Source organism: Kitasatospora sp. NPDC032757 (genome assembly GCF_055579305.1).
Genome location: NZ_JBVINN010000050.1, coordinates 1 through 3913 on the forward strand (window position 1 = coordinate 1; position 3913 = coordinate 3913).

Annotated in this window: 4 protein-coding genes and 1 pseudogene; 2 read left to right on the plus strand and 3 right to left on the minus strand. The window is 70.7% G+C overall.

Features of this window, described 5'->3' with window-relative positions; all coding sequences use genetic code 11:
• The coding region (locus ACZ5WK_RS35215) for a GH25 family lysozyme (protein WP_465553780.1) at positions 1-555 on the plus strand (555 nt) is incomplete at its 5' end.
• Positions 556-634: 79 nt separating this feature from the next.
• Here the strand turns inward: ACZ5WK_RS35215 and ACZ5WK_RS35220 are convergent.
• On the minus strand, positions 635-1567 hold the full coding sequence (locus ACZ5WK_RS35220) for a hypothetical protein (RefSeq protein WP_465553782.1): 933 nt from the start codon (positions 1565-1567) through the stop codon (positions 635-637).
• 103 nt (positions 1568-1670) lie between these two features.
• On the minus strand, positions 1671-1955 hold the full coding sequence (locus ACZ5WK_RS35225) for a hypothetical protein (RefSeq protein ID WP_465553784.1): 285 nt from the start codon (positions 1953-1955) through the stop codon (positions 1671-1673).
• A gap of 104 nt (positions 1956-2059) precedes the next feature.
• Here ACZ5WK_RS35225 and ACZ5WK_RS35230 point away from each other — a divergent pair, with 104 nt between their 5' ends.
• Complete coding sequence (locus tag ACZ5WK_RS35230; RefSeq protein ID WP_465553786.1) at positions 2060-2572, plus strand: GNAT family N-acetyltransferase; 513 nt, start codon at positions 2060-2062, stop codon at positions 2570-2572.
• A 587-nt stretch (positions 2573-3159) separates the two neighbouring features.
• On the opposite strand, the pseudogene ACZ5WK_RS35235 reads toward ACZ5WK_RS35230, so the two are convergent.
• A pseudogene (locus ACZ5WK_RS35235) lies at positions 3160-3913 on the minus strand (hypothetical protein); the annotation flags it as partial.

A 3913-nucleotide genomic window follows, 5' to 3' on the forward strand; every position in this document is an offset into this window, starting at 1 on the left:
GAAGCAGGAAACATCCCCACCGCAGCGCACACGCGCAGCGGCTCAGCCGCGAGGCTGAGGGGAATCCCCCTCGTTCACGAGGGGGAGGAAGTCAACCGGGGCGCGTACCACTTCGCCCTGCCGGACCATTCCTCCGGTTCGGCGCAGGCCGACTGGTTCGCCGACCACGGCGGCGGCTGGTCCGCCGACGGCAGCACGCTGCCGCCGGCGCTCGACATCGAGTACAACCCGTACGGCGCGACCTGCTACGGGCTCGGCCAGGGCGACATGGTCAGCTGGATCCGCGAGTTCAGCGACACCGTCCGGGCTCGTACCGGGCGGTACCCGACGATCTACACCACCACCAACTGGTGGACCGAGTGCACCGGCAACGACGGCGGCTTCGGTGCCACCAACCCGCTCTGGATCGCCAACTACGCCTCCACCGTCGGCACACTCCCCAACGGGTGGCTCTACCAGGCCTTCTGGCAGTACGCCAGCTCCGGCACCTTCCCCGGTGACCAGGACTCCTTCAACGGCACCTACGAGCGACTCCAGGCCATCGCCAACGGCTGACGCGGCCTCCACGGCGGCGCGGGGCCCGGGCGCCACCTCCTCGGAGTGCGGCGAGCGGGGCTTCCGGACCGCATGGTCTTCACGCCTGGCCGACCTGGGCCACCAGGGCGCGCCAGTCGACCCGCCGGGGCTCCCGCTTCTCGTGGGTGGCGGCCGCGGCGGCGACGCCGGCCGCGGCCGCAGTGGTGCGGCAACCACCGCACCGCTGCTCGCCGTTCACCGGACGGAAGGCGCGGTCGCAGCCGTCGCAGGAGACCGGCGCCGCTGAAGCCGGCGTGCTCGGCCCGGCCTCGTCGGGCATCTTCTCCTTCAGTCGCCAACGCAGGATCGCGGCAGGCGACTTGACGGGCGTCGGCAGTCCGGAGGTGAGCGCCGACCGAAGTGCCGCCGCGCTCACGCCCCTGGCCAGCCATTCGGCGGCGAGCGGCGCCAGCTTTCGTACCTCGCGGGCCCCCAGCGTCAGCCGCGGATCGACCTTCCGCAGCTCCAGCAGAATGCGCTCGGCCTCGGCCGACCCTGCGGCCGGGGCGGCTGCTTCGTCCGTCGGTGGGGACGGGAGGGGGGAAGTGTTCACCTCAGGTGTTACCCCAGGGGGGACGGTGCCGGACGCCCGGACGGACGATGTCCCGCGGGTACGTTTTCCGGCACCCGGGTTGCCGTCGGAATCCCGCTGTTCGACGTGCTCGTCGAACAGCCGCTCCGCCTCGTCCGCGCTCAACGGCACGTTGGAGACGAGCGATTCGGTCCGTACGTGCCCGGCTGCGCCGCGCCGCCGGGTGGTGTGGAGCAGTCCGGCGCGGGTGAGCTGGCGGCGGGCGCGGTCGGTGGTGATGCGGCCGCCGGCGAGCCCGGCGGCGAGGGTGGTCACCGTGGTGGTGCGGGCCTTCGCCGGGCCGAGCGCCAGGGCTCGCACAAGCAGGCGAAAGACGGAGTCGGACAACTCGTCGTCCCACACCAGTGCGTTGGAGATCTGAGTGAAGTCGCGCGTCGGCGCGATAGCATGCATGAGCATCGTCAGTGGGGCCTTAACCACTCGACGGATGAAGAGCCCGGCCGCGTGCGTCAACACGTTGCCGGGCTCGCCCCATTCTTCGGGGGCGATCCGCTTACGGCGGTCACGCTACACCCAATTGATGGACCATCAGTGCTCTCGGAAATGAAGTGATTACCCGTTGTTGTGATGAGTTGCGTCCCTTGGGTGGCCGCGACTCCGGTACCAGCGGCTCCGCACCCGAAGGCTTCACCGCGACCCCGCGCACCAGACCGAACGCGGCGGCCGGCTCACCCTTGCCGGCCCACACCGAAGCCCCGCACCACCGGCCGATCGGGCGGAACTGCTCCAGCGCCTCCGCATGCGGCTCCGCCTTGCCGCAGGAGGAGCCGAGCAGGTGCCGCAGCACTGGCAGCTGCTCGTCACGGCGGCGAATCATCCCTGCCGGGAGGGGTGGGTGCAACGCAGGAAAAGGGCTCGCCGAATAGTCCATTCCGTGGAAACATGCCCCATATGGGGACGATTCTGCACGGCACCCACGTCACGCTCCGACCGGCCGCCGACGACGACATTCCGGCCCTCGTGGCGATCCGCTCCACCCCCGAGGTCTACGCCCGCTGGCGGGGTGGCGACGACCTCGCCGACGCCGTCGCCACCGACCTCAAGGAGCCCGGCACCGAGACCCTGGTGATCACGGTGGGCGGGCAGGTGGCCGGCGCGATCCAGTGGTACGCCGAGAACGACGACGAGTACCGGCACGCCGGCATCGACATCTACCTCGACCCGGCCCGCCACGGCCAGGGCCTCGGCACCGACGCCGTCCGTACGCTCGCCCGCCATCTGGTCACCGACCACCACTACCACCGGCTGATCATCGACCCGGCCGCCGACAATGCGGCGGCGATCCGCTGCTACGAGAAGGTGGGATTCCGCCCGGTGGGGACGATGCGCCAGTACGAACGCGGGGCGGACGGGACGTGGCACGACAATCTGCTGATGGACCTGCTCGCCGACGAACTCGTATAGCGGGCTGGCCTTTTCGCCATTCCGCCGCATCGTCGATCCGGAAACCGTCACGGATGCCGGGCGCGCCTGTGATCTGCTCAGGGCCGCTCCGCCGTCGCCCGACGCGTCGGTCGATCAGATCGCTTCCGTCGCAAAGGAACTGAGCTGATGATCGGTCATGCGAAGCACCTGGAGTGGCGCAAGGGTCTGATGGGCCAGAGCCACGCCGACCGGGGGCCGGAGCACGCCGGATCGCGCGGCGACCGGATCGCCGCGGAGCGGTACGGCGAGCGGCTCGCCCGGCTGACTCGGCGTCGGGTCAACGCCGTGCCGTATAACCCCCCCCCCCCGGATGACCGAGCACGAGGCCCGCGCCCTGTCGGCCTCCTTCAGGGGGACGGACGGCACGCCGGGCAGTGCTGACCGGCGCCTGAGCTTGACGATCGCCCCCGCGCCGGCGTCGGCGCGCACGCCGAGGTGCTGCGAGGGTGGCGGGGCCCTCGATTCCCGAGGGCCCCGCCGGCTGACGGCTCTTGCCGTGGCCTCGGCCCGGCTCCTGGGAAGGGAGCCGGGCCGAGGCGTTGAGGGGAAGGGGTCGGTCGGGGTGGTCAGGAGACGAGCTTGATGACCGCCTCGGCGGCGGCCTTGCCGGCCGCGGCGACGATCGCCTTCACGAGGTCGCCGAGGGCTCCCGTGACGCCGGCCGCGAGGGTGTCCGTCCCCTCCAGGCTGGCCTTGAAGGTGCCGTTGAGGATGCCGTCCCACTTCTCGGTGATCTGCGGGTTGTTGCCGGTGAACGTGAAGTCGTCGTTGCGGTCCGGGGTGCCGAAGGGCAGGCCGGCGACGGTGCCCTCGGTGTGGCCGGAGTGCTGGAAGGTGAACACGGTTCCGTCCGGCGTCATGACGGCGGCGGTGATCGTGTAGTCGATGTTGTCGAAGCCGCTGTCGTGGGCGTGCGTGCTGAACGAGAAGAAGCCGTCCTGGCGCATCACGACGTGCGCCGAGCCGCCGATGGCGATGTCGGTGGTGACGTCCTGGTCGAAGTTCTTGCTCGACGTGTCGTACCAGAAGCGGTCCTGGATGGAGGCGTCCCCGCCCACGTACCAGAGCTCCATGCTGTTGGGGATGCGGGAGACGGCGGCGACGCCGCTGGTGATGGAGGCGCTGCCGGCGGGGGAGAGTTCGAAGGCCTGCCAGTTTCCACCCTCGTACCAGTAGCGGTCCTGGACGGAGCCGTTGGGCCCGACGTACCAGAGCTCCATGCTGTTGGGGATGCGGGAGACGGCGGCGATGCCGGTGTGGGTGGAGGCGCTGCCGGCGGGTGCCAGTTCGAAGGCCTCCCAGGCGTGGCCCTCGTACCAG